We start from the raw sequence: 22,496 nt of genomic DNA on the forward strand, positions 1-22,496 counted from the left end.
CCCCCCATTATGTCCGGACAGGGGCGGCACCTTCCGGTTTCCGTGCAGGTTCCGGGCCGGGGACGGGCACAGGCGCCTGCGGCTATAGGATTAGTGAGGTTCCCAACGCAAAGATGCGGGTCCGGGAACTGGAGTCAGCAACGCACAAAGCAGGAGACAGTTTGGAAATCGAGTTCGCCAAATCGGCCCAGTCAACACTGGGAGTCGAGTGGGAACTGGCCCTTGTGGACGGCACCACCGGAGACCTGGTCTCCGTGGCGGATGAAGTCCTGCGCGGTGTGAACGTCAATGACCCGGCACTGCATGAAGACGATGAGCATCCGCACATCAAGCAGGAACTGCTGGAAAACACCGTTGAGCTGGTGACCGGCATCTGCAGCACCGTAGCGGAGGCGAAGGCGGATCTGTCCCGCTCGCTCGCGGCGGTCCGGCGGGTCACGGACCCGATGGGCGTTGAACTGTTCTGCGCCGGCTCGCACCCCTTCAGCACCCCGCGTTCACAGCCGGTCACGGACAAGGAACGCTACGCCAAGCTCATCGACCGGACCCAGTGGTGGGGCCAGCAGATGCTCATTTACGGGGTGCACGTGCATGTGGGGCTGGACAGCCGCGACAAGGTTCTGCCCGTCCTGGATGGACTGGTGAACTACTTCCCGCATTTCCAGGCCCTCTCGGCGTCCTCCCCCTTCTGGTCCGGCGAGGACACCGGCTACGCCTCCCAGCGCGCCCTCATGTTCCAGCAGCTGCCCACTGCCGGGCTGCCGTTCCAGTTTGCGTCCTGGTCGGAATACGAGTCCTACGTGCAGGACATGTTCACCACCGGCGTCATCGATTCGATCAGTGAAATCCGCTGGGATATCCGGCCGGTGCCCGGTCTGGGCACCATTGAAATGCGGGTCTGCGACGGGCTGGCGGATATCCGGGACGTGGGCGCCATCGCGGCGCTGACCCAGTGCCTCGTGCACGAGTTCTCCTCGATCATCGACGCCGGCGGCACCATCCCCACCATGCCGCCCTGGCACGTGCAGGAAAACAAGTGGCGCGCTGCGCGGTACGGTCTCGAGGCGATCGTGATCCTGGACGCCGAGGGCAACGAAAAGCTCGTCACCGACCACCTGCTGGAGGACGTCCTGCCGCGCCTGGAAGCAGTGGCGGAGGAGCTGGGCTGCAGCACCGAACTGGCCGATGTTCGGACCATCATTGAGCGCGGCGCCGGCTACCAGCAGCAGCGCCGGGTCGCGGCGGAAAACGACGGCGACCTGCGCGCGGTCGTCTTCGACGGCATCCGGCAGCTCCGCGGCGCCTGAGCCGCAGACAGAACCGCATAAGGAAAGGGCCCCGGCGAACTGAACTGGTCTAAAACCAGCGCCGGGGCCCTTCTGCATCCGCGGTGGGTTAGGCCCGGGCGGCCGCCACATGGATGCTGGTGACCGGCAAGGACGGATCCGTGCCGAAGCCGATCCCCGACGGTTCGCCGCCGGCCATCACCACCTGCGCACCCAGTGCGGCAACCATGGCGCCGTTGTCGGTGCACAGGGAAATCGGCGGGACCCGCAGTTTGATGCCCGCCGCGGCGCAGCGCTCCTCAGTCAGGGCCCGCAGCCGCGAGTTGGCAGCCACTCCCCCGCCGAGGAGCAGGTTGGTGATGCCGTGCTCCGTGCAGGCCAGCACCGCCTTGGCCGTGATCACGTCCACCACCGCCTCCTGGAAGGACGCGGCAATGTCGGCACCCGGCAGGTCCTGGCCGGCAGCCTCGTACTGCTCCACGCAGCGGGCCACGGCGGTTTTGAGGCCGGAGAAGGACCAGTCGTAGCGGTGCGGTCCGGGGGCCTCCGCCGAGCCCATGTACTTGGGCTGGGTCAGTCCACGCGGGAACCGGATGGCCTTGGGATTACCCTCGCGTGCCAGCCGGTCAATGGCCGGTCCGCCGGGGTAGCCCAGGCCGAGAATGCGTGCCACTTTGTCATAGGCCTCGCCCGCGGCGTCGTCGATGGTTGAACCCAGGAGTTCCACGTCGCTGGTGAGGTCCGCGACGCGCAGGATCTCGGTGTGCCCGCCGGAGACCAGGAGTGCGCCGAGGTTCTCCGGCAGCGCGCCGCCGTCGAGCACGCCCACGCCCACGTGCGCCACCAGGTGGTTGATCGCGTAGAGCGGCTTGCCGGTGGCCAGGGCCAGGGCCTTCGCGGCGCTGACGCCCACCATCAGCGCCCCGGACAGGCCGGGGCCGGAGGTGACGGCAATTGCGTCCAGGTCATCGAGCGTCACGCCCGCTTCGGCCAGGGCCGCCTGCAGAGCGGGAACCATTGCATCGAGGTGGGCACGGGAAGCGATCTCGGGGATCACGCCGCCGAACCGGACGTGTTCCTCCATGGAGGAGGAGACGGTGTTGGTCAGCAGCTCGGTGCCCCGGACAATGCCGATGCCCGTCTCGTCGCAGGAGGATTCGATGCCGAGCACCAGGGGGTCGGTGCGGTTCATTTACTGTCCTTCGTTTCTGGTGCAGTCCCGGCCGCCGTCGGCGCTCCCGACCACCCGGCCAGGGTCAGGCGCATAATCAGGGCGGAGGCGCCGTCGCGGTAATAGCGCGGCCGGACGTGGATTTGTTCAAAGCCGAACCAGCGGTACAGGCGCTGGGCGCGCGGATTGTCGTCACGTACTTCCAGCAGCACGTCCTCCGCGCCGCGCCGCTTGGCCTCATCCACCAGGATGGCGAGCAGCCGCGATCCGATGCCCGCACCCTCGCTCTCAGGGACGACGGCGATGGTCTGGACGTCGGCGATGGGCAGCACGCACATCAGGCCGGCATAACCGATGACGGTTCCGGCGGAATCCACCGCCACGTAGTAGGACCGGGTGGAGGCCTGCGCCAGCTCATCGTGGAACATCTGCAGCGGCCACGCGTCGACGGGAAACAACCTGCGTTCCAGGGCATCCACGGCGGGAATGTCCCCGGCGTCCATGGGCCGGATGCGCACGTTCTCGGCGGCGGTCACAGGGCGCGCTTCCGCGGGCCGGGGACCTTGGCGTCGGACTCGCGCAGGTACAGCGGGGTGCTGGGCAGCAGCGGCAGGCCGCGGACCAGGCGGGCGGCGGCGGTGCGCCCCAGCGCCTCGGCCGTCGGCTGCGCATCGGCGAAACCCTCCACGGCGTGCAGGGTATCCGGGTACAGGCCGGCTCCGGCACCGTAGACCGGCAGGGCCGGGACCTGGGCGGGATCCGTCACATGCGGACCGTCCAGCAGTTCGGGGGTTCCGCCGGTACTGCGGTAGGCGGCCCAGTACACCTCTTTGCGGCGGGCATCAGTGGCAACGGCGAATTCGTCGATGCCCAGGCGCCAGGCATCCAGGGCCGCATCCACGGCAAGGGCATCCAGGCTCATCACCCCGTGCAGCGGTTTGTTCCAGGCGAAGGCGAGGGTCCGGGCGGTGGCGATTCCGGCGCGGAGTCCGGTGAAGGGACCGGGGCCCACCCCTACAACCACCGCGTCGAGGTCCGTTCCGGCGACCCCTGCCTCGGCCAGCAGGCCGGCAATCCCGGGGGCGAGCACTTCGGCGTGGGAGCGGGTGTCCTCGGTGGCGAAGGACGCCAGCGTCTCTCCGTCCCCGTTGAGCAGAGCCGCACTGGCAATGGCGGAGGTATCAATGGAGAGAATCAGCACGGTGTCCATTCTACGGCGCTGTCCGAAGGACCCGTTTTCCGCAGCCGGCAGCGCCGCCGGGCTCAGCCCAGGTCCGGTGCCTGCTGCCAGCGCGGACCGTAGCCCGCCAGGTGGATGGTGCGTTCCTCGTCCGTGTCTTCCGCAGAGAAGTCCGTGGAGAAGTCCGCGGAAAACTCGCTGGCCGGATTGGTTCCGCCACGGGGTTCCTGGTCCGGCGTGGAGTCCCCACCCGGGGTGTCTGCGCTGCCCGGAGCGGACTGTCCGCCCACTGCCCGGATGAGCGTGATTTCCAGCCGGCTGTCGGAGAGGTGCTCCACCAGGCCCCGGCCCCACTCGACCACCGTGACGGACCGGTCCATGGAGGCTTCGAGGTCAATATCGTCAACCTCGCCCTCGGAACCGAGCCGGTACGCATCTACGTGGATGAGGTCCGGTCCGGAGCCCAGGTTGGGGTGCTCCCGGACCAGGACGAAGGTGGGCGAGATGATGCCCGGCCGTACGCCCAGGCCGGCGCCGAGTCCCTGCGTGAAGGTGGTTTTTCCGGCACCGAGTTCGCCCGTCAGCAGCAGCAGGTCGCCGCGGCGCAGGATGCCGCCGAGCCGTTCGGCGAGCGCCTGCGTCTCTTCGGCGCCGGCAGTCCGGTATTCGGCTTCCCAGGCTGGTGTTTCGGTGACCGTCACGGGGCTTCTACCGCCTGTGCTGTCTGCGGCTCCGGGTCCGTGGCCCCTTCCGGGGCCGTAGTACTTTCCGGCGCTGCCTCCAGGGCAATGGGCAGCCCTTCGGTGTCCCCTGCCCCGCCGAGGGGTTCGCTGTCGATGTAGGTGCGAGGGACGCGGCCGCCGATCCTGCTGATGATCTCGTAATTGATGCTGCCGGCTGCGGAGGCCCACTCGTCGACGCTTGGCTGGCCCTCGCCGCCGAAGAGGACGGCTTCCCGTCCCACGAGCGAGTCCGGGGTGCCGGCGATGCCGGTCCGGTGCAGGTCAATCACCATCTGGTCCATGGCAACGCGTCCCACCACCGGGTACACCTGCCCATCCACCTGCACAGGACCGCCGGTGGCGACACGCGGGATACCGTCGGCGTACCCCAGCGGGATGAGGGCCAGGGTTGTCGGCTCCTGCGTACGGTAATGCAGGCCGTAGGAAACACCTTGGTTGGCAGGTACTTCCTTGCAGGCCGCAATGGTGGTCTTCACAGTCATGGCCGGCTTCAGGCCCAGTTCCGCCGAGCTCTGTCCGGCAAAAGGCGACAGCCCGTATATGCCCAGTCCAATCCGCACCAGGTCAAAGTGTGCATCGGGACGGGACAGGGCTCCGGGGGTGTTCGCGATATGCCGCACCTCGCGGTCCACACCCGCGTCTTCGGCAACCGCGACAGCGTCACGGAACTTCCGCAGCTGCTCATCGGTTTCCGGACGGTGCGGTTCATCCGCTACGGCAAAGTGGGAGAAGATCCCCACAACCCGCAGCAGGCCTTCTTCCTGGTAGGCCAGCGCCCTGCCGACGAAGGCTTCCCAAAGGTCTTCCGGGCAGCCGTTGCGGCCCAGTCCGGTGTCGATCTTCAGGTGTACGCGGGCCGGCATTTCCAGTTCCCGGGCGGCCGCGACCACCTCTTCCAGATCCCAGCCGGAAACCCCCAGATCCACGTTGGCCCGGATGGCTTCGCCGAATTCCGCCTCACGGGTATGCAGCCAGGCAAGGACGGGTTCGGTGATGCCGGCCGAGCGGAGCGCCAGTGCTTCACTGATGTGCGCCACACCCAGCCAGGCGGCACCGGCGGAGACCGCTGCCCGCGCAGTCTCCACCGCGCCGTGGCCGTAGGCATCCGCTTTGACCACCGCCATAACGCGGGCGGGGCTGACCACATGGGCCAGGTGGCGGACATTGTGCCGGATGGCAGCCAGGTCGATGACGGCGGAACGCTCGGCCGGCGGCGGGAATTCAGGGTAGTTCACGAACCTATTGTTTCACTCCTGCCAGCCGCCAGGGTGCGGTACATGATGTGCAGCCCGGTGAACCCCTCGGTTGGATGCCGGAAGGCTTCGGGCACCGTGGCAAGGATGCCGAACCCGAGGGACTGCCAGAGCGCCACCGCCCGCGTGTTGGTTTCCACCACGGCATTGAACTGCATCGACCGGTAGCCCCGGCGCACAGCCTCGTCCAGGACGTGTTCGGCCAGGGCCCTGGCGATGCCCTGTCCGCTGAACTGCGGGGCGGTCATGAAGGAGGCGTTGGCAACGTGGCTGCCGTTCCCGGACCGGTTGGGGTGCAGCTGGGCGGTGCCTGCCACCACGCCGTCCTTCTCCGCGACGAACACCACCGTGGGGGCAGGCTCCAGCCACAGCTCACGGGCCTGCTCCCCGGTGGTTCCGGTGTCCCAGCAGTACGTTTCCCCGGCACGCACAATGGGTTCCATCAGCGACCAGATGGCCGGCCAGTCAGCGGCGCGGGCCTCCCGGATGGCCAGTGCGGCCATTTACGCCTCGAGGGCTGCTGCCCACAGGTTGATCTTGGAATCGACAGCAAACTCGTCGATGCGGCGCAGTTCATCTGCTGAGAACTCCAGGTTGTTCACTGCTGCCAGCGAGTCCTCCAGCTGCTTCACGCTCGAGGCCCCGATGAGGGCGGAGGTGATGGGTGCGCTCTCCGGCCGGGCGCGCAGGACCCAGGCGATGGCCATCTGCGCCAGGCTCTGGCCGCGGGACTCGGCGATGCCGTTCAGGCCGCGTACCCGTTCCAGGTTCTCCTCCGAGAGCTGGGACTGGTCCAGGGATTTTCCGGCTGCGGCGCGGGAATCCTCCGGCACACCGTTGAGGTACTTGTTGGTCAGCAGGCCCTGCGCCAGGGGCGAGAAGGCAATGGAGCCGGCACCCACTTCATCGAGGGCTGCGAAGAGGTCCGGGTCGCCGTCCTCCACCCAGCGGTTGAGCATGGAGTAGGACGGCTGGTGGATGAGCAGCGGGGTGCCCATTTCGCGCAGGATCCGCGCCGCTTCAATGGTCTTTTCCGGGGAGTAGGACGAGATGCCGGCGTACAGGGCGCGGCCCGAGCGCACGGCGGTGTCCAGTGCCCCCATGGTCTCCTCCAGCGGGGTTTCCGGATCGGGACGGTGGCTGTAGAAAATGTCGACGTAGTCCAGGCCCATGCGTTCCAGGGACTGGTCCAGGGAGGAAAGCAGGTACTTGCGGGATCCCCAGTTGCCGTACGGGCCCGGCCACATGTCGTAGCCGGCCTTGCTGGAAATCACCAGCTGGTCGCGGTACGGACGGAAATCGTCGCGGAAGTGCCGGCCGAAGTTGGTTTCGGCGGAGCCGTAGGGCGGGCCGTAGTTGTTCGCCAGGTCAAAGTGGGTGACGCCCAGGTCGAAGGCCCGTCGCAGGATGGCGCGCTGCGTCTCGAAGGGTTTGTCATCACCAAAGTTGTGCCAGAGTCCCAGCGAGACTGCCGGGAGCTGGAGCCCGCTCTGTCCGACGCGCCGGTAGGGCATGGATTCGTATCGGTTTTCCGCAGCAACATAAGTCATGGCACCATACTGCCACTGTTGCGTGGGTCACCGCTCGGGCCTGCCCTTGCAGGGCGTTAAAGCCGGACCGGCCGGGACAGGCTGATGCCCGTCCCGGCCGGTCCTGCGGCTTGGGGTGACTTAACCGGCCAGGATGGCCGCGCCGTACGCGGGCAGCTGCACGGCGTCGCCGTAAAGCTCCACCGGTACGGTTTCCAGCAGGACTTCCGCCTGCTTACCGAACGGAAGCGGCACTTCCCGGGGCGTGTCGGCGAAGTTCATCGCCACTGCCGTGGACCCCCGCCGCATCACCAGCCAGCGTCCCACCTCGTCATAATCCACCTGGACGTTACGCAGGTCCGGGTCCATCAGGTCGGGGGTGTCCCGGCGCAGCGTCAGGAGCCTGCGGTACAGGTCCAGCAGCCGGCCGTGGTCACCTTCCTCCACCTCGGACCAGTCCAGCTTCGAGTTGGTGAAGGTCGTCGGGTCCTGCGGATTGGGCACCGTGTCCGGGTCCCAGCCCATCCGTTCGAATTCCTTCAGCCGGCCCTCCGCCGTGGCCTTCCCCAGCTCGGGTTCCGGATGCGAGGTGAAGAACTGCCAAGGCGTGGACGCCCCGAATTCCTCACCCATAAAGAGCATGGGGGTGAACGGTGAGGCCAGGCTCAGCACCGCGCCGAGGGCCAGCTGCTCGTAGCCCAGGGCCGCACTCAGCCGGTCGCCCGCGGCACGGTTGCCGATCTGGTCGTGGTTCTGGATGGCCGTCACCAGCTGGCGGGCCGTCACCTGCTCCTTGTCCAGGGGACGGCCGTGGCCGCGTTCCCGGAAGGAGGAGAATGTTCCGTTGTGGAAGAAGCCTTCCTGCAACACCTTTGCGAGGGCCTCGATGGAATCGAAGTCCTCGTAGTAGCCGCCGTTTTCGCCCGTCAGGTTGGTGTGGGCGGAATGGTGGAAGTCATCGGACCACTGGCCGGCGAGGCCGTAGCCGTTGACGCTGCGCGGGGTGATGAGCCGGGGATTGTTCAAATCCGACTCCGCGATCAGGAACAGCGGCTTGTCCAGGGCCTCGGCGCACTGATCCGTCGCGGCGGCGATCTCCTCCAGGATGTGCACGGCCCGTTCATCGTGCAGGGCGTGAACTGCATCCAGGCGCAGTCCGTCCACGTGGTAGTCGCGGAACCACATCAGGACGTTGTCCACGATGTACTCGCGGACGGTGTCGGAGAGCGGTCCGTCCAGGTTTACCGAGTCACCCCAGGTGTTCGACTTCCCCTCCGTGAGGTAGGGGCCGAACATCGGGAGGTAGTTGCCGCTGGGGCCGAGGTGGTTGTAGACAACGTCCTGGATCACGCCCAGGCCGGCCTGGTGTGCGGCGTCCACAAACCGCTGGTAGGCCTCCGGCCCGCCGTAGGTCTCCTGCACCGCGTACCAGAGCACTCCGTCGTAACCCCAGTTGTGGGTTCCGTTGAAGGCGTTCACCGGCAGCAGTTCGACATAGCGGACCCCCAGGTCCACCAGGTAGTCCAGCCGGCCGATCGCCGCGTCCAGCGTTCCCTCGGGAGTGAAGGTCCCGACGTGCATCTCGTAGATCGCGCTGCCGTCGAGCCCCGGCGAGACCCAGCCGGAGTCGTTCCACTGGTGCAGGTCCGGGTCAAAGGTCCGCGAGAGTGCATGTACTCCCCCGGGCTGCCGCCGGGACCGGGGGTCCGGCACCGGCGTCTCGGCGTCGTCAATGAGGTACCCGTAGTCAATGTCCTCGGTGAGTTCGGCGTGCTGGGCGTGCCACCAGCCGTTCTCTCCACGGGTCATGGACAGGCGCCGGCCGTCGGCCAGCAGTGTCATGGTGCCGGCTTTCGGTGCCCACACGTCAAAGTCGGTCCTCATTTGCCGTCCTCCCGAACAAGCAGCGCCACCGGATAGGTGCCCAACAGGTCAGCAGCCGCCAGCCGGCCGCTGCTCTTATGCGTGTTGCCGGTGATGACGTCCCGGTAGGTGCCGGGAGCCAGGACGACGGCGGTGTCCTGCCAGCCGCCGCTCCGTTCCAGTCCCAGCGGAAGGCGGGTCACCAGGGCCACCGCGCCGCCGCGGTCGAACCCAAAGAGGTGTTCCGCTGCGGATCCCTCCACCGCCACGGGAACGTACCCCGTGAACAGCTCGGGCCGGCCGCGCTTGAGCTGCAGCGCACGGGTGGTGACCAGCAGCTTCGCTGCCGCATCCTCATCCAGCGCGGGTACACCGGCGTCGGCGAACGACGCCGCAACCCCGCGCCGGCGGGCAAAGTCCACCTCGCGCCGGTTGTCCGGGTCCACCAGCGAGCGGTCCCAGAATTCCGTGCCCTGGTAGACATCCGGAACGCCCGGCATGGTCAGCTGCAGGAGCTTGGCGGAGAGCGAATTGCTGTATCCCGCCGCGCGGACCCGGTCGACCAGCGCGGTGATCACGGCGTTGACCTCGGGATTGTCGAACGCGGCATCGATGGCTGCATGCATGCGCTTCTCGAATTCCGCGTTGGGGGCCGTCCAGGTGGTGCTGCTGGAGGCTTCCCGTGCGGCCTTCTCGGCGTAGGCGTGGGCACGCTCCCGGCTCAGCGGCCAGGCTCCGACGAATGTCTGCCAGAGCAGGTTCGCCATCGGCCCGTCGCCCATCGGAACCAGGGAGTCCAGGCGCGTGAACGCCTCGCTCCACTCGTCCGGAATTTCCGCGAACACGGAAATCCGGGCGCGGGTATCTTCGCTGCGCTTGGTGTCGTGCGTGGTCAGGGCAGTCATGGCCGCCGGCTGTTCCAGCTGCCGGCGGAGCAGGCGGGTGTGCATGTCAAACGGCGCCACCGAGAAATGTGCCGGGTCTGCGCCCACCTCGTTCAGCGACGTCAGGCGGGAGTACCGGTAAAACGCCGTGTCCTCCACACCCTTGGCCATCACCATGCCGGAGGTCTGCTGGAAGCGGACCGCCAGCTCCCCCAGGCTGTCGAGGGACACAGCATCCGCGGAACCGTCCGCCGGCAGCGGGTTCAGCAGCGGATGCAGGATGTCCAGGGCAGCAGCCAGATCGGGCCGGCGGACCTTTGCGGCAATAACGGCCTCGGTGAGGTGGTCGGCGCCTTCGGGCAGGTAGCTGCGGTACACCGGGAAGCAGGCCAGCAGTTCAGCGATCGCGTCAGCTGCCGTCTCTGCGTCCAGCCCGGAGTCCGCGGGAAGCAGGCGCACCAGGCGCTGGACTTCCGAGTGCAGCAGGGCATCGGCAATAACCCGCTTGGTGCCGTGGATCATGTCCGCATACGGCTCCATGGGCACCAGCGCAGTCAGTGTTTCGTTGCCCGCAGGGTCGACGAACAGCCGGTCGATGTCGGCGAGCGCGTCATAGCCGGTGGTGCCTTCGGTTTCCCAGTCCGCGGCGAGCTTCTCGCCCGGTTCCAGGATCTTTTCCACCAGGATGTACGCGCCGCCGGTGATCTCGCGCAGGCGGGCCAGGTAACCCTTCGGATCGGCCAGGCCGTCCGGGTGGTCAATGCGGAGTCCGTCCACGAGGCCTTCATCGAACCAGCGCTTAACTTCGGCGTGGGCCTCGTCAAAGACCCAGGGTTCCTCCACACGGATACCGGCCAGGGTGTTGACCCCGAAGAACCGGCGGTAGTTCAGCTCGTTGTCGGCACGGCGCCAGTTGACCAGCTCGTAGGACTGGCGGGCATGCACGTCCTGCGCACTGTCACCAACCGAAGCGGTGCCGGCAGCCACCGGGAAACGGTGGTCGTAGTAGTGCAGTTCATCGCCGATCAGCTTGAGCTGCTCGAGTTCGTTGCCGCCGTCGCCCAGGACGGGCAGCCGCAGCTTCCCGTCCGCGGCGTCCCAGTCGATGTCGAATGCCTCGGCATACCGGGAGTTGCGCCCCTCGGCCAGCACGGACCACCACCACTTATTCCGGTGCGGCGTGGCGATGCCCATGTGGTTGGGCACAATGTCCACCAGCACGCCCAGTCCGGCCGCGTGGGCGGCGTCGGACAGGGCCTTCAAGCCCTCCGCGCCGCCCCGGGTCGGATCCACTGAGGAGGGGTCGGTCACGTCATAGCCGTGGTCCGAGCCCTCCTCGGCGGTGAGGATGGGTGAAAGGTACACCCAGTCCACGCCGAGGCCGGCCAGGTACGGCACCAGCTCCGCGGCGTCGAACAGGGTAAAGGACGGACGGATCTGCAGGCGGTACGTGGAGAGCGGTGTCCTCATTCAGCAGCCTCGGTGTTCTGGGCTGCCATGGCGGCGAGGGACGCCGCTACGGAGTGGTCGTGCTCCTCTTCCTCTGCATGTGCCCGCAGGACCACCATCGACTTGGCGGCCACGGTCAGCTGGCCGTCAGCGGCAACCGGCTCGGAGCCTGCGTATTCACCGGCGGTGTCGATGACAGTGTCCCACATCGGGGCGTATTCCTTGGACGGAAGGGTGATCTTCACGGCTTCGTCGTGCGCGTTGAAGTACAGGAGGAAGTTCAGGTCAGTGATGCGCTGTCCACGTGCATCCTTGCCCGAAATCCCCTGGCCGTTCAGGAACACGCCCAGGGAACGGCTGACCGGGGTGTCCCAGTCATCCGGGGACATGGTGGAACCGTCCTCGTTCAGCCAAACGATGTCCGGCAGCGCCTCGCCCTCGCCCCGGCGGACGGGACGGCCGTCGAAGAAGCGGCGGCGGCGGAACGTGGGGTGCTCGGCACGCAGCGTGTTGACGGCGGCGGTGAATTCCAGGAGCGGGGCGTCCATGGTATCCCAGTTGATCCAGCTCAGCTCGGAGTCCTGCGCATAGGTGTTGTTGTTACCCTGCTGCGTCCGGCCCAGCTCGTCGCCGTGGGCGATCATCGGCACGCCCTGCGAAAGGAGCAGGGTGGCAATGAAGTTGCGCTGCTGGCGTGCCCGCAGCGACAGGACCGAGGGATCATCCGTGGGGCCCTCGACGCCGCAGTTCCAGGACCGGTTGTGGGATTCGCCGTCGTTGTTGTCTTCGCCGTTGGCCTCGTTGTGCTTTTCGTTGTAGGACACGAGGTCATGCATCGTGAAGCCGTCGTGGGCGGTGACGAAGTTGATGGACGCCACGGGGCGGCGGGCCGAGGACTCGTACAGGTCCGCGGAGCCGGTGATGCGGGAAGCGAACTCGCCCAGCGTGGAAGGTTCTCCACGCCAGAAGTCGCGGACGGTGTCCCGGTACTTGCCGTTCCATTCGGTCCACTGCGGGGGGAAGTTGCCCACCTGGTAGCCGCCGGGGCCAACGTCCCACGGCTCGGCGATCAGCTTGACCTGGGAGACTACCGGGTCCTGCTGCACCAGTTCAAAGAAGGCGGAGAGGCGGTCGACGTCGTAGAACTCGCGGGCCAGGGTGGAGGCCAGGTCAAAGCGGAAACCGTCAACGTGCATTTCGGTGACCCAGTAGCGCAGCGAATCCATAAGCAGCTGCAGCGAGTGCGGGTTGCCCACGTTGAGGGAGTTACCGGTACCGGTGTAGTCCATGTAGTACTTCTTGTCGTCCTCCACCAGCCGGTAGTAGGACGCGTTGTCGATGCCCCGGAAGGACAGCGTGGGGCCCATGTGGTTACCCTCGGCGGTGTGGTTGTAGACCACGTCGAGGATGACTTCGATGCCTGCCAGGTGCAGCGCACGGACCATGGCCTTGAACTCCTGGACCTGCTGGCCCTGGTCGCCGGTGGCGCTGTAGGTGTTGTGCGGGGCGAAGAAGCCGATGGTGTTGTAGCCCCAGTAGTTCGACAGCCCCTTTTCCTGCAGGGTGGAGTCGTTGACGAACTGGTGCACGGGCATCAGTTCGATGGCGGTGATCCCGAGCTTCTGCAGGTGTGCGATCACGGAAGGATGGGCGACGCCGGCATAGGTGCCGCGCTGGTCCTCGGGCACGTCGGGGTGCGTTTCGGTGAGGCCCTTGACGTGCGCCTCGTAAATCACGGTCTGGTGGTACGGGATCTTCGGCTTCCGGTCCCCGTCCCAGTCGAAGAACGGGTTGATCACCACGCCCATCATCATGTGGGGGGCGGAATCCTCGTCATTGCGTGAGTGTTCGTCGCCGAAGTTGTAGCCGAACAGCGCCTGGTCCCAGTCGATCTCGCCGGCAACGGCCTTGGCGTAGGGGTCCAGCAGCAGCTTGTTCGGGTTGCACCGGTTGCCGTTCTCCGGGTCATTCGGCCCTTCCACACGGTAGCCGTACTTCTGGCCCGGCATCACCTGCGGCAGGTAGCAGTGCCAGACATACCCGTCGACCTCGGTCAGCCGGACCTGGTGCTCCGTGCCGTCCTCATCGAACAGGCACAGGATTACGGAATCCGCCACCTCGCTGTAGAGAGCGAAGTTGGTGCCGTTTCCGTCGTAGGTTGCGCCCAGCGGATAGGCATCTCCCGGCCAAACTTCCATGTAGTGCTCCTGAACTAGTTCCCTGACAACACAAAATTGATATGTCTACTTACTTTTTTACCTCAGACATGGATCTTACTTGAATTCGGGTACTCCCCTGTCGGGTGAGTTCCGCAACAAGCGCCTGGATCCGCGGCCCGAGCTGTGACGGCTGAACGGGACCATCGGCGGCTGCAAGTGCTCCTGCGCGGCCGTGCAGGTGGGCTGCGGCTGCCGCCAGACGGGCATAGTGTCCCGGTCCCCGCGCGTCCTCCGGGGTACGGTCGGTCGCCAGCAGCGCCCCGAGGATGCCCGAGAGGGTGTCTCCGCTCCCCGCCGTCGCGAGCCACGGTGTGGCGTCGGCCTGGCTGTACACCTCGCCGGTGGGTGCTGCCGCCACTGTCGCCCACCCCTTGAGCAGGACGGTGGCGCCGGTGCGGGCGGCCGCGAGGCGGGCGTAGCGGAGCGGATCGGCTTCGATCTGCACACGTTCGGCGTCCTCGCCCAGGGAACCCAGCAGTGCTGACAGTTCCCCGGCGTGGGGAGTGAGCACGACGCCGGGGTGCAGCCCGGGGCGGACGGCGCCGATCGCGTCGGCGTCGATGGCTGCGGGCAGCCCCGAGGCCATGGCATCCTCTGCCCGGCGGCGCTGGTCCGCGTCGTTGCCGGCGCCCGGACCGGCGAGCCAGGCCTGGACATGGGTCTGCGGAACACTGCCTGTTCCGCAGACGGCCTCCGGATGCGCCAGGTTGATCAGCCGGGCCACGCTCTCCGGTCCCAGGTAGCGGACCATGCCGACGCCGGTGGCCAGCGCCGCCCCGGCAGCCATCAGCGCGGCCCCGGGATAGGTGTCCGACCCTGCGGCAATGCCGAGGACTCCGCGGCTGTATTTATGGTCCTGCGGCGCGGGTAGGGGGATCAGTTCCGCCAGGTCCTCCGCCTGCAGCCGGTAGGCGTCCGGGCTGCCCAGATAGGGGCCGAGCCCAATATCGACGCAGTGGATTTCTCCGGCGGCGACGGCGCCCGGTCCGGCCAGCAGGCCGGTCTTGACGGCTCCGAAAGTGACGGTCAGGTCCGCCCGCAGGCAGGTTCCGCCTGTCCGGCCGGAATCGGCATCCACCCCGCTGGGCAGGTCGCAGGCGACGACCAGCGGCGACCGCCCCTGCAGCCGTGCCGTGTTCAATGCCTCGGCCAGGTCCCGCACCGGGCCGCGGAGTCCGCCGCTGCCGCCGGTGCCGAGCACGCCGTCGAGCACGGCGTCGGCTGCCAGGGCCCCGCCGGCAAGTGCTGCGGCATTGTCTTGAGTGAGGCTCACGGTTGTCCCGCCGGCCGCCTGGAAGGCGGCCAGCGCCTCGGGATGCGCGTGGGCGGAGGTCAGCACCGCCGTCGCCGAGGCTCCCCGCCCGAGGAGCCGGGCTGCGGCAAACAATGCGTCTCCCCCATTGTTGCCGCTGCCGGCCAGCACAACAACCCGTGCACCGTAGATCCGGCCGCGGCGGGCTCCCAGCCGGGACACCGTGGCGGCGTACAGCCCGTAGGCTGCACGCTGCATCAGTTCCCCGCCCTGCCCGGCGGCGAGCAGGGGGGCTTCGGCCCGGCGGACGGCCGTCCCGGTGTACGCACTGATCACGCGCCCGGTCCTAGCCTTCGGCGATGACCATTGCCGTAGCCATGTCCCCGTCATGGCTCAGTGACAGATGCCAGGTCTGCACGCCCTTGCCCTCGGCGACGGCGGCGACAGTGCCGTCGATCTTCAGCTGCGGCGCTCCGGCCGAATCCAGCAGGACCTCGCAGTGCTGCCAGTTCATGCCGGCCGGGGCGCCGAGCGCCTTGGCCACGGCTTCCTTTGCCGCGAACCGCGCGGCAAGGGAGCGCAGGTTCAGCTCACGTTCCGCCGGGGCGAAGAGCCGCGCCCGCAGACCGGGCGTGCGCTCCAGCTGACGGCCGAACCGCGGCACGTCCACTACGTCGACGCCGATTCCGATAATCACCGGTAATGCTCCTTATTCCACTGTGACGGACTTGGCCAGGTTGCGCGGCTGGTCGACGTCGAAGCCCTTGGCCGTCGCCAGCTCGCAGGCAAAGATCTGCAGCGGCACGGTCGTGAGCAGCGGCGCCAGCAGCGGCGGGGTTTCCGGCACGTAGAAGATGTGTTCCGCGTAGGCCTTGACGGCGTCGTCGCCCTCTTCGGCGATCACGATGGTCTTGGCGCCGCGGGCGCGGATCTCCTGGATGTTGGAGACCACCTTCGCGTGCAGGGAATCGCGGCCGCGCGGCGACGGAACCACCACGAAGACCGGCTGGCCTTCCTCGATCAGGGCGATCGGGCCGTGCTTGAGCTCGCCTGCGGCGAATCCTTCAGCATGGATGTAGGCCAGTTCCTTCAGCTTCAGTGCGCCTTCCATGGCTACCGGGAAGCCCACATGGCGGCCCAGGAACAGGACGGAGCGGGTGTTGGCCATCAACTGGGCCAGCTCCTTGATCTGCTCGGAGTTATCCAGCACCTGCTGGATCTTGTCCGGCACCTTTGCCAGGTCCGCGAGGATGTCCTTGATCTCGCCCTGGAACTTGTTGCCGCGGATCTGTGCCAGGTAGAGGCCCAGGAGGTAGGCGGCGGTGATCTGTGCCAGGAAGGCCTTGGTGGAGGCCACGGCGATCTCCGGTCCTGCGTGTGTGTACAGCACGGCATCCGATTCCCGCGGGATCGTGGAGCCGTTGGTGTTGCAGATGGCCAGGACCTTCGCGCCCTGCTCCTTGGCATAGCGGACGGCCATCAGGGTGTCCATGGTTTCCCCGGACTGGGAGATGGCGACAATCAGTGTATTCGAGTCCACAATCGGATCCCGGTACCGGAACTCGTGGCTGAGCTCCACCTCGACCGGCAGCCGGCACCAGTGCTCGATGGCGTACTTGGCGACCTGGCCGGCATACGCGGAGGTGCCGCAGGCCAGCACCATGATCTTGTTGACGTTCTTCAGCTCCTCGGGGCTGACACGCAGCTCGTCGAGGGTGAGGCGTCCGTCAACGTCGGACCGGCCCAGGAGGGTGTCGCCCACGGCCTGCGGCTGGTCGTTGATTTCCTTCTCCATGAAGGAGTCGTAGCCGCCCTTTTCGGCTGCGGCGGCGTCCCAGTTCACGTGGAACTCGGTGCCTTCGGCCGGTTCTCCGAAGAAGTCCGTGATCTGGACGGAGTCGGGAGTGATGGTCACTACCTGGTCCTGTCCCAGTTCGACGGCGCGGCGGGTGAAGTCGATGAAGCCGGACACGTCCGAGCCGAGGAAGTTCTCGCCCTCGCCCAGCCCGACGACGAGCGGGGAGTTACGCCGGGCGGCAACCACTGTTCCGGGGGAATCCATGTGGACGGCCAGCAGGGTGAACGCACCCTCAAGCTGTTGGCAGGCGAGCTGCATGGACCGCGCAAGGTCCCCTGCGCCTTCGCCGCGGTAGATCGACGCCAGAAGCGCAGCGGCCACCTCGGTGTCGGTTTCGGAGACAAACACGGCGCCCGCGGCCAGCAGTTCGGCCTTGAGTTCGGCGAAGTTCTCGATGATGCCGTTGTGGATCACGGCCAGACGGCCGTTGTCCGCGAGATGCGGGTGGGCGTTTTCGTCCGTGGGGCCGCCGTGGGTCGCCCAGCGGGTGTGTCCGATGCCGGTGGTGGCCGGAGTCAGCGGTGACGACTCCAGTTCAGCCACCAGGTTGGCCAGCTTGCCGGACTTCTTCCGGTACTCGACGCCGAGGGGAGTGAGAACGGCGACACCTGCGGAGTCGTAGCCGCGGTATTCCAGCCGCCGGAGGCCTTCCATCACTACGTCAAGGGCACCATGGCCCCGCGCATTGATTCCTGCACCGGCGTCCGGACGGCCCGCATATCCAATAATTCCACACATAGCACTAAGCGTACCGGGCCGCGCACCGGTTGCCGAAAGCACCGGGGCGGGCGCGAAGCCGCAGCGCGTGCGGGCCGGTCGGGCCGTTTGGGTTTGCCTGCTGTTCAGGGCAGAATTCCTTACGTGACCGAACGCCATGTAAAGTCCTCCGCGGCAAACCCGCCCGAGAGCAGTTTTACCCCCTTTGTCGAACTGGACCGGAAAACCTGGTCGCGTCTGTCACACGAGATCCGTTCTCCCCTGAACCAGGAGGACATCCTGCGGCTGCGTGGCCTTGGCGACCAGCTGAACCTCGAAGAAATCCGGGAGGTCTACCTCCCGCTCTCGCGGCTGCTTAACCTCTATGTGGCTGCGGCCGGCCGGCTGCACAGCGCCACCACCACGTTCCTCGGTGAGAAGACCACCCGCACGCCGTTCGTCATCGGAGTGGCCGGTTCCGTGGCGGTAGGCAAGTCCACCACTGCCCGCGTCCTGCGGGAGATGCTGCGCCGGTGGCCGGAAACCCCAAACGTGGAACTGATCACGACGGACGGTTTCCTGTACCCCAACGCCGAACTGGAACGCCGCGGCCTGATGCAGCGCAAGGGTTTTCCGGAATCCTATGACCGGCGCCGGCTGCTGCGCTTTGTGAGCGAGGTCAAGAGCGGCGCCGAGGAAGTGCGGGCGCCAAAGTATTCACACCTGACGTACGACATCGTGCCGGGTGAAGAGGTGGTGGTCCGCCGTCCCGACGTGCTCATCGTTGAGGGCTTGAACGTCCTGGCTCCGGCGCGGATTCGTGCGGACGGACGCACCGGCCTCGCACTGAGCGATTTCTTTGACTTCTCCATTTACGTGGATGCCCGGACCTCCTACATCGAGGAATGGTATGTCCAGCGTTTCCAGTCGCTGCGCACCGGGGCCTTCGCCGATCCGGCGTCGTACTTCCACCGCTACGCAGACCTCACGGACGAAGAAGCACGGGCCACCGCGCTGGACATCTGGAAGCGGATCAACGAGCCGAACCTCACCACCAATGTCCGGCCCACGAGGGGCCGCGCCCAGTTGGTGCTCACCAAGGACGCGGACCACTCCGTGCGGCGGATGCTGCTGCGGAAGACCTGACCGAAGCGCCGGCCAGGTTCCCCGCTAGACTGCTGCGCCGGCGTCGGCGCTGAGCGCCAGGTTAAGCTCGACCGTTTCCGCGAGGCGGCGGGCCGTTTCAGCGGCGGTCTCCATGTCCGCTGCCTCCACCATGACCCGGACCACCGGTTCGGTTCCCGAGGGGCGCAGCAGTACCCGGCCGGTTTCGCCCAGGGCCTGTCCTGCCTGCTCGACCGCACGCTGGACCGTCTCATTCGAGTGGACGGCGGACCGGTCCACCCCCTTGACGTTAATGAGCACCTGCGGAAGCTTCTGCATCACGCCGGCGAGCTCTTTGAGGCTCTTTCCGGTCCGTGCCACCTGCGCGGCAAGCTGCAGGCCGGTGAGGACTCCGTCTCCGGTGGTTGCGTACTCGGAGAAGATCACATGCCCGGACTGCTCCCCGCCGAGGCTGTAGCCGCCGCCGCGCATCCCTTCGAGCACGTAGCGGTCCCCCACACCGGTTTCGATCACCTGGATGCCTGCGTCGCGGAGGGCGAGCTTCAGGCCGAGGTTGCTCATGACAGTTGCCACCAGGGCATCGTCCTTCAGCTTGCCGGCTTCCTTCATGGCCACGGCCATGATCGCCATGATCTGGTCGCCGTCGACGACCGCGCCCTCATGGTCCACGGCCAGGCAGCGGTCCGCGTCGCCGTCGTGCGCAATGCCCAGATCGGCGCCGTGTGCCACGACTGCCGCCTGCAGCTGCTCCAGGTGTGTGGATCCGTAGCCGTCATTGATGTTGATGCCGTCCGGCTCCGCACCGATGACCACCACCTCTGCGCCTGCGTCGGCAAAGACCTGGGGCGAGCAGCCGCTGGCCGCCCCGTGCGCGCAGTCCAGGACAACCTTCAGGCCCTCAATCCGGTTCGGGAGGGTCTGCAGCAGGTGGACCACGTAGCGGTCCTCGGCGTCGGCGAAGCGGTGGATCCGCCCCACCTCGCTTCCGGTGGGACGCATGCTGGGAAGCGCCATCTCTGCTTCGATGGCGTCCTCGACGGCGTCATCCAGCTTCTGCCCACCGCGGGCCAGGAACTTGATGCCGTTGTCGGGGGCCGCGTTGTGGGAAGCGGAGATAACGACGCCGAAATCGGCACCGAGGTCGGCGACCAGGAATGCTGCGGCCGGGGTCGGGAGGACACCGGCGTCGTACACGTCCACGCCGGAGCTCGCAAGGCCGGCTTCCATGGCAGCGGAAATGAAATCACCGCTGATGCGCGGGTCACGCGCCACAACGGCCACCGGACGGCGGCCCTGTTCAACGCGGCGGTGGCCCAGCACGACAGCAGCGGCTTGGGCGAGCCCGAGGGCCACTTCGGCGGTAATCAGCCCGTTAGCCAGCCCACGGACGCCGTCCGTTCCAAACAATCTAGTCATTACGAATCCTCAAGCAGGTTCTAGCCACGGCGGGAGCCGCCCACGGGCAACTTACTGGCCCATTCTGCCACCGCCGGGCCCCTGCCGCCGAAACGGCAAAGAGCAAAGTACGCGGTTGGCGGGTAAATACCGCCGCGGGTGTGGTGAACCCAACGTGGCGGCAGCACTTAAACGCCAAAAGGCAGCCGCCGTAGCGACTGCCTTTTGATCAAACCCCGGCACCGAACCGGCTCTTGTTCACAAACCCCGATGGGCGGCGCTTGTGGAGCCAAGCGCCAATTCAGCGCGAGGGACCCTTCGTGCGGTCGCTCCAGCGACTGCACGAAGGGAAGCGCTGAATTAGCGCTTGGAGTACTGCGGTGCCTTACGGGCCTTCTTGAGACCGGCCTTCTTACGCTCGATGACGCGGGCGTCACGAGTCAGGAAGCCTGCCTTCTTCAGGGCGGGGCGGTTGTTCTCGCGGTCGATCTCGTTCAGCGAGCGGGCAACACCCAGACGCAGCGCGCCGGCCTGGCCGGAGGGGCCGCCGCCGTGGATGCGTGCGATGACGTCGTAGGCGCCTTCGAGGTCAAGAAGCTTGAACGGCTCGTTGACTTCCTGCTGGTGCAGCTTGTTCGGGAAGTAATCCTCGAGCTCGCGGTCGTTGACGATCCACTTGCCGGTACCCGGAACAAGGCGCACGCGGGCAATAGCCTGCTTGCGGCGACCCACGGCGGAACCGGGGACGGTCAGGGCGGGGCGTTCCTTGACATCGGCCTGAACCGAGTCAGAGGATTCCGAGGTGTAGCTCGAAAGCTCCTCGGTGTTTTCATTCAGCTCTTCAGTGTTCTGAGCCACGATTCTCCTTGAATTAATTTCTTAGTTGGCGGGCCAGAACTACTGGGCGACCTGGTTGATTTCGTAGGTCTTGGGCTGCTGAGCGGCATGCGGGTGCTCGGCACCGCGGTAGACCTTCAGCTTGCTGATCTGGTCAGCAGCCAGGGAGTTCTTGGGCAGCATGCCGCGGATGGCCTTCTCAACTGCACGTACCGGGTTCTGCTCCAGCAGTTCGGCGTAGTTGACGGAGGACAGACCGCCCGGGTAACCCGAGTGGCGGTAGGCACGCTTCTGTTCGAGCTTGGCGCCGGTGAGGGCAACCTTCTCGGCGTTGATGATGATGACGAAATCGCCCATGTCCATGTGGGGAGCAAAGGTCGGCTTGTGCTTTCCGCGCAGCAGTGTTGCGGTCTGGCTGGCAAGACGGCCTAGGACAACGTCGGTGGCGTCAATGACGTGCCACTGGCGGTTGATGTCGCCGGGCTTCGGGGTGTACGTACGCACGGTGTTTGCCTTCGTTTCTTCTTCTTAGGTGGCGCGCCGCCCATGGATGCCATGGACAGTGCAGCTTCTCTATGCGTTACCGGATGGTCAGGTGAGGACTGAATTAACCAGTGGTCCTGATATCTCGGCTATTTCCCCGGGGCCAGGTGGCTCTGCAACTGAGCCGCTCCCGTGGGCATAGGCCTATCGAGGTAGGACACGCACAACGACTATAAACAATAGCCTGCTTACGTAGTCTGGTCAAAAGCTGCCGGGCGCCGGGATATGGGATTTGCCCCCATTTTACGACCCAAACGCCGGGATGCGCTATTTGCGCTGCGCCCGGGTCAGCTCGGCCCTGAGTGCCAGGTGGGCGTCCGCCGGGTAGCGGACCTCTTCCAGCACCAGCGGGTGGGGCGGCGCCAGGAGCGATTTCGAGTCCCGGACCCGGGCAATCAGGCGTTCGGCCAGCCACTGGGGCCTCCGCTCCCCCGCGCCGACCAGCAGGGAACCGCCCACCAGCGACCGGACCATATTGTGACAGAAAGCATCTGCCTGGATGTGCGTGGTGACGATCCCGTCGGCTCCCCGGCGGAAGTCGAACTCCAGGAGTTCGCGCGTGGTGGTGGAGCCTGTCCGCGGTTTGCAGAACGACAGGAAGTCCCGGATCCCGAGGACTCCCGCGGCGGCTTCGTTCATCCGGTCGACGTCCAGGGGTGCTTTGAACCAGAGGGTGGTGTGCCGCGACAACGGGTCCCGGCTCTCCGGCAGGTCGCAGATGCGGTAGCTGTAGCGCCGCCACAGTGCCGAGAAACGGGCGTCGAAGCCTGCCGGGGCGGGGGCGGCCGACAGAACTTCCACGGCACCGCCCAAAGCGTCAATGGCACGCCGCTGGAGGCCGGCCTGCCGTGCCGGCATCGTCAGTTCCTTGTTCAGCACCCCGTGCAGCCTGCGCCGCAGGGACACCCCCGGGTCAAGGTCCCGTCCCCGGGCCAGTTCATGCCATTCGGCTTCGGTGAGGTCGAAGTGCACCACCTGTCCCCGGGCGTGCACGCCGGCGTCGGTCCTGCCCGCCACGGTCAACCGGACGTGGCGGCGCAGCAGGACTTCCAGGGCGTCCTCCACCAGGCCCTGGATGGTCCGCAGGCCAGGCTGGGCGGCCCAGCCGGAGAAGGGGGCCCCGTCATACGCGAGGTCCATCCGGACGCGGAAAGGCCCGCCGTCCATTTCGGGGACGGCGGGCCTTTCAATAGTCATAGCACCCATATTAAGG

Annotated in this window: 19 protein-coding genes; 2 read left to right on the plus strand and 17 right to left on the minus strand. The window is 66.7% G+C overall.

Annotation, left to right across the window (positions count from 1 at the left end; translation table 11 throughout):
- Positions 1–161 precede the first annotated feature (161 nt).
- A complete protein-coding gene (locus QNO03_RS05825; protein WP_289602467.1) occupies positions 162–1,307 on the plus strand; it encodes a glutamate--cysteine ligase in 1,146 nt (381 codons plus the stop codon).
- A gap of 88 nt (positions 1,308–1,395) precedes the next feature.
- Here the strand turns inward: QNO03_RS05825 and tsaD are convergent, their stop codons facing one another.
- The 13 genes from tsaD to glmS all read right to left on the minus strand — a co-directional run bounded on the left by tsaD (position 1,396) and on the right by glmS (position 17,425).
- Complete coding sequence (gene tsaD, locus QNO03_RS05830) at positions 1,396–2,478, minus strand: tRNA (adenosine(37)-N6)-threonylcarbamoyltransferase complex transferase subunit TsaD (protein WP_289602469.1); 1,083 nt, start codon at positions 2,476–2,478, stop codon at positions 1,396–1,398.
- Positions 2,475–2,960, minus strand: a complete 486-nt coding sequence (gene rimI, locus QNO03_RS05835) for a ribosomal protein S18-alanine N-acetyltransferase (RefSeq protein ID WP_289602811.1) — start codon at positions 2,958–2,960, stop codon at positions 2,475–2,477. The genes tsaD and rimI overlap by 4 nt, the downstream gene beginning before the upstream one ends.
- Positions 2,961–2,989: 29 nt before the next feature.
- Positions 2,990–3,658 carry a tRNA (adenosine(37)-N6)-threonylcarbamoyltransferase complex dimerization subunit type 1 TsaB gene (gene tsaB, locus QNO03_RS05840; RefSeq protein ID WP_289602471.1) on the minus strand — a complete coding sequence of 223 codons (669 nt, stop codon included), beginning with the start codon at positions 3,656–3,658 and terminating at the stop codon, positions 2,990–2,992.
- 62 nt (positions 3,659–3,720) lie between these two features.
- On the minus strand, positions 3,721–4,338 hold the full coding sequence (gene tsaE, locus QNO03_RS05845; protein ID WP_289602473.1) for a tRNA (adenosine(37)-N6)-threonylcarbamoyltransferase complex ATPase subunit type 1 TsaE: 618 nt from the start codon (positions 4,336–4,338) through the stop codon (positions 3,721–3,723).
- Positions 4,335–5,615, minus strand: a complete 1,281-nt coding sequence (alr, locus tag QNO03_RS05850) for an alanine racemase (RefSeq protein ID WP_289602475.1) — start codon at positions 5,613–5,615, stop codon at positions 4,335–4,337. Before alr ends, tsaE begins: the two co-directional genes overlap by 4 nt.
- Positions 5,612–6,136, minus strand: coding sequence for a GNAT family N-acetyltransferase (locus QNO03_RS05855; protein ID WP_289602477.1), 525 nt, complete (start codon positions 6,134–6,136; stop codon positions 5,612–5,614). Before QNO03_RS05855 ends, alr begins: the two co-directional genes overlap by 4 nt.
- Positions 6,137–7,183: an L-glyceraldehyde 3-phosphate reductase gene (gene mgrA, locus QNO03_RS05860; protein WP_289602479.1), complete on the minus strand. Its 1,047-nt coding sequence runs from the start codon at positions 7,181–7,183 to the stop codon at positions 6,137–6,139. It abuts the gene before it with no gap.
- A gap of 120 nt (positions 7,184–7,303) precedes the next feature.
- Entirely contained in the window at positions 7,304–9,046 is a 1,743-nt protein-coding gene (gene treZ / locus QNO03_RS05865; protein WP_289602480.1) for a malto-oligosyltrehalose trehalohydrolase, read from the minus strand.
- Positions 9,043–11,379: a malto-oligosyltrehalose synthase gene (treY, locus tag QNO03_RS05870; RefSeq protein ID WP_289602482.1), complete on the minus strand. Its 2,337-nt coding sequence runs from the start codon at positions 11,377–11,379 to the stop codon at positions 9,043–9,045. The genes treZ and treY overlap by 4 nt, the downstream gene beginning before the upstream one ends.
- Positions 11,376–13,556: a glycogen debranching protein GlgX gene (gene glgX, locus QNO03_RS05875; RefSeq protein WP_289602484.1), complete on the minus strand. Its 2,181-nt coding sequence runs from the start codon at positions 13,554–13,556 to the stop codon at positions 11,376–11,378. Before glgX ends, treY begins: the two co-directional genes overlap by 4 nt.
- 49 nt (positions 13,557–13,605) lie before the next feature.
- Positions 13,606–15,165 carry an NAD(P)H-hydrate dehydratase gene (locus QNO03_RS05880; RefSeq protein WP_289602485.1) on the minus strand — a complete coding sequence of 520 codons (1,560 nt, stop codon included), beginning with the start codon at positions 15,163–15,165 and terminating at the stop codon, positions 13,606–13,608.
- Positions 15,166–15,175: 10 nt separating this feature from the next.
- Positions 15,176–15,526 (minus strand): holo-ACP synthase, encoded by a 351-nt coding sequence (locus tag QNO03_RS05885; protein ID WP_229947321.1) that lies wholly within the window; start codon positions 15,524–15,526, stop codon positions 15,176–15,178.
- A 12-nt stretch (positions 15,527–15,538) separates the two neighbouring features.
- Positions 15,539–17,425: a glutamine--fructose-6-phosphate transaminase (isomerizing) gene (glmS, locus tag QNO03_RS05890; RefSeq protein ID WP_289602488.1), complete on the minus strand. Its 1,887-nt coding sequence runs from the start codon at positions 17,423–17,425 to the stop codon at positions 15,539–15,541.
- A 123-nt stretch (positions 17,426–17,548) separates the two neighbouring features.
- On the opposite strand from glmS, the gene coaA reads away from it, so the two are divergent.
- Complete coding sequence (gene coaA, locus QNO03_RS05895; protein ID WP_289602490.1) at positions 17,549–18,529, plus strand: type I pantothenate kinase; 981 nt, start codon at positions 17,549–17,551, stop codon at positions 18,527–18,529.
- A 24-nt stretch (positions 18,530–18,553) separates the two neighbouring features.
- Here coaA and glmM read toward each other — a convergent pair whose 3' ends face one another.
- The 4 genes from glmM to QNO03_RS05915 all read right to left on the minus strand — a co-directional run bounded on the left by glmM (position 18,554) and on the right by QNO03_RS05915 (position 22,480).
- Positions 18,554–19,924: a phosphoglucosamine mutase gene (gene glmM, locus QNO03_RS05900; RefSeq protein WP_289602491.1), complete on the minus strand. Its 1,371-nt coding sequence runs from the start codon at positions 19,922–19,924 to the stop codon at positions 18,554–18,556.
- A 339-nt stretch (positions 19,925–20,263) separates the two neighbouring features.
- The gene (gene rpsI, locus QNO03_RS05905) at positions 20,264–20,761 is read right to left on the minus strand and encodes a 30S ribosomal protein S9 (RefSeq protein WP_227918696.1); all 498 of its coding nucleotides are present in this window, start codon (positions 20,759–20,761) and stop codon (positions 20,264–20,266) included.
- Between the two features lie 39 nt (positions 20,762–20,800).
- On the minus strand, positions 20,801–21,244 hold the full coding sequence (gene rplM / locus QNO03_RS05910; protein WP_227918698.1) for a 50S ribosomal protein L13: 444 nt from the start codon (positions 21,242–21,244) through the stop codon (positions 20,801–20,803).
- A gap of 306 nt (positions 21,245–21,550) precedes the next feature.
- Positions 21,551–22,480, minus strand: a complete 930-nt coding sequence (locus QNO03_RS05915; protein ID WP_229947312.1) for a tRNA pseudouridine synthase A — start codon at positions 22,478–22,480, stop codon at positions 21,551–21,553.
- Positions 22,481–22,496 lie beyond the last annotated feature (16 nt).

This window comes from Arthrobacter sp. zg-Y877, from assembly GCF_030373105.1.
In the GTDB taxonomy this organism is placed as follows: Bacteria; Actinomycetota; Actinomycetes; order Actinomycetales; family Micrococcaceae; genus Arthrobacter_B.

Coding starts and splice junctions, on each gene's coding strand:
- mgrA (WP_289602479.1), bottom strand. CDS start 7,183: ATGACTTATGTTGCTGCGGAAAACCGATACGAATCCATGCCCTACCGG.
- treZ (WP_289602480.1), bottom strand. CDS start 9,046: ATGAGGACCGACTTTGACGTGTGGGCACCGAAAGCCGGCACCATGACA.
- QNO03_RS05855 (WP_289602477.1), bottom strand. CDS start 6,136: ATGGCCGCACTGGCCATCCGGGAGGCCCGCGCCGCTGACTGGCCGGCC.
- QNO03_RS05915 (WP_229947312.1), bottom strand. CDS start 22,480: ATGACTATTGAAAGGCCCGCCGTCCCCGAAATGGACGGCGGGCCTTTC.
- glgX (WP_289602484.1), bottom strand. CDS start 13,556: ATGGAAGTTTGGCCGGGAGATGCCTATCCGCTGGGCGCAACCTACGAC.
- treY (WP_289602482.1), bottom strand. CDS start 11,379: ATGAGGACACCGCTCTCCACGTACCGCCTGCAGATCCGTCCGTCCTTT.
- glmM (WP_289602491.1), bottom strand. CDS start 19,924: ATGACTAGATTGTTTGGAACGGACGGCGTCCGTGGGCTGGCTAACGGG.
- glmS (WP_289602488.1), bottom strand. CDS start 17,425: ATGTGTGGAATTATTGGATATGCGGGCCGTCCGGACGCCGGTGCAGGA.
- tsaD (WP_289602469.1), bottom strand. CDS start 2,478: ATGAACCGCACCGACCCCCTGGTGCTCGGCATCGAATCCTCCTGCGAC.
- rimI (WP_289602811.1), bottom strand. CDS start 2,960: ATGGACGCCGGGGACATTCCCGCCGTGGATGCCCTGGAACGCAGGTTG.